The sequence below is a fragment of the Acidiphilium sp. MT5 genome (assembly GCF_054767495.1).
Map to the genome: position 1 here is coordinate 1 of NZ_BAABMR010000034.1, position 2,480 is coordinate 2,480.

Here is a 2,480-nt window from a genome sequence, read left to right on the forward strand (position 1 = left end):
TTTGCTCTCCTGTCGCGTTAAACACCTTATCTCGGTGTCCACGAAACCGGCAGCAGCTCAATGGTCCTGATCGCCGGATTGAGCTGATCACGGGGCGGATGCGTCGTCGATCTTGGACGGACGCTGAGAAGGCGGCGATTGTTGCTGAGAGCTTGGTGGCTGGAGCGAAGGTAACGGCGGTTGCACGCCGGCATCAGATCACGCGTGGATTGTTGTGGGCATGGCGTCAGCAGATTCTGGGGGGTTGCGAGGCTAAGGCTGGGGCGCATTTTGTGCCACTCTGCCTTTCCACGAACCCTGCTGGATCACGGCCAACGATGATGCCCGATGTGGTTGCGGTTGATCCGGCACCGGGCGCGAGCGCAGGTGATCCTGCGGGATCGATTGAGATTGAGGCGGGGCGGGCGCGGGTGCGGGTGCGGGGTTGCGTGGACTTGCAAGCGTTGCGTCACGTGCTGACCATGCTTGATCGAGCGTTATGATCCTCGGCCTGCCGACGCGACCGGGGTTGCGGATCATGGTAGCGACCCAGCCGGTTGATTTTCGGCGTGGCATGGACGGGCTTGCATCTCTGGTGACACAAACGCTGACGTTTGATCCGTACACGGGAGATATATTCATATTCCGGTCGAAGCGGGCTGATCGGATCAAGATCCTGATGTGGGATGGTTCGGGTCTATGCTTGATAGCCAAGCGGCTCGAAGCGGGTGGTTTTACGTGGCCACCGGTCCGAGACGGCGTGATCAGTCTGAGTGCGACGGAATTACGCCTGCTGTTTACGGGGTTAGATTGGACAGAATTGGCAAGGCGAACTGCGTTCGTTGCGGCGGTGAGCGCGGAAAAAATATAGAAAATTTCTTGTTTTTTCCTGGCGAAACGGGCCGCTGATCTGGTAGTCTGCAGACATGCTGGAGACGCCTATTTCCTCGCATGATCAGACCAGCGCTGCGATGCGGATCGCCGATCTGACGGCGGAAGTGGAGCGGCTGAAGGCTCTGGTCGCCACCCTCTCGCGGGCTTTGTTCGGCGCACGATCCGAGCGCCAACAAGAGATGCCGGATCAACCCAGCCTGCCACTTGACGATCTCAGCGCAACTCCGCCTGAACCGAAACCTTTACCCAAGCCGACAGTGCAAAGCCGCGCGCCGAGCCGACCGGGTCGGCGCAATATCGGCAACCTGCCGGCGCATCTGCCGCGTTATGACGTGACGATCGAACCGGACACCACGACTTGCCCGTGTTGCGCAGGGGTCCTTCACAAGATCGGCGATGATGTCACCGAGCAACTCGACGTGGTGCCGGCTGTTCTTCGGGTTCAGCGGATCCACCGGCCGCGCTATGGCTGCCGGGTATGCGAAACTGCGGTGGTGCAGGCCAAAGCCCGACCGCGCCCGATTGATGGTGGGCTGCCGACCGCGGCACTGCTGGTCCACGTTGCGGCGATGAAGTTTGCCTGGCACCTGCCATTGAACCGTCAGGTCGAGATGCTCGCGGGTCAGGGTATCCACCTCGATCGCTCCACACTGGTGCATTGGATGGCAAAGCTGGCCTGGTGGCTCAAGCCGCTGCATGCGACGCTCGCCGCCACGATCCTGGCCACGCCAAAGTTGTTCTGCGACGACACGCCCCTGCCAGTGCTGGATCGAACCCGACGGCGAACGCGAATTGCGCGTCTCTGGGCCTACGCGATGGATGACCGACCATGGCTCGGGCCAGCACCACCGGCGGTGGTTTATCTATTCACTGACAATCGCAAGGGCAGCACTGTCGATGATCATCTCGCGGGCTTCAACGGTGTGCTGCAGGTGGATGCTTATGGCGGTTACAACCGACTGACCCGGCACCACCGTCCCGGAGGGGTGGTCACTCTCGCTTATTGTCTCGCGCATGCGCGGCGGAAATATTTTGAGCTATTCGTGGCCACTGGCTGCCCGATCGCGGCAGAAGCATTGCGCCGTATCGGTGTGATCTACGAAATCGAGGCTCGTATCCGCGGCACCAGTGCCGAGAACCGCGTTGCGGTTCGCCAAGCTGAAACGTTGCCGCTCATTGAGGCGCTCAAGCCCTGGCTGATGGATCGTCTGACCGAAATCTCGGTGAAGTCGCCGTTGGCCAAGGCGATCAAATACACGCTCGGTCTTTGGGAAGGGCTGTGCGTGTTCCTAACTGATGGCCGGGTCGAGGTCGATTCCAATGTGGTCGAACGGACGATCAGACCGGTTGTGATGACCAAAAAGAACGCTCTGTTCGCCGGGTCTTCGGGCGGTGGCGAGACCTGGGCCATATTGGCATCGCTGATCAACACGGCGCGTCTGAATGGTCTCGACCCCTATGCATATCTGGTCGATGTGCTTGAGCGCATTGTCTCCGGCACGACCAAGGCGAATGCCTTGCACGAATTGTTGCCCTGGATCTGGAAAATATCGAAGACCGAAACCGCGCTGGCCGCATGAGCCAGCGACAATCGCGCCGGGCGTCCC

The 2,480-nt window shown here is 60.4% G+C and carries 3 protein-coding genes; all 3 read left to right on the forward strand.

The features are described 5' to 3' along the window. The first annotated feature begins 98 nt into the window (after positions 1-98). From tnpA to tnpC, 3 genes are read left to right on the forward strand one after another with little or no spacing between them, the layout of a single operon-like run. Complete coding sequence (gene tnpA / locus ACYUCQ_RS16145) at positions 99-482, forward strand: IS66-like element accessory protein TnpA (RefSeq protein WP_460255581.1); 384 nt, start codon at positions 99-101, stop codon at positions 480-482. Further along, entirely contained in the window at positions 479-850 is a 372-nt protein-coding gene (tnpB, locus tag ACYUCQ_RS16150) for an IS66 family insertion sequence element accessory protein TnpB (protein WP_460255582.1), read from the forward strand. The genes tnpA and tnpB overlap by 4 nt, the downstream gene beginning before the upstream one ends. Before the next feature lie 55 nt (positions 851-905). Beyond that, positions 906-2,453: an IS66 family transposase gene (gene tnpC / locus ACYUCQ_RS16155; protein ID WP_460255583.1), complete on the forward strand. Its 1,548-nt coding sequence runs from the start codon at positions 906-908 to the stop codon at positions 2,451-2,453. Positions 2,454-2,480: the final 27 nt, after the last annotated feature.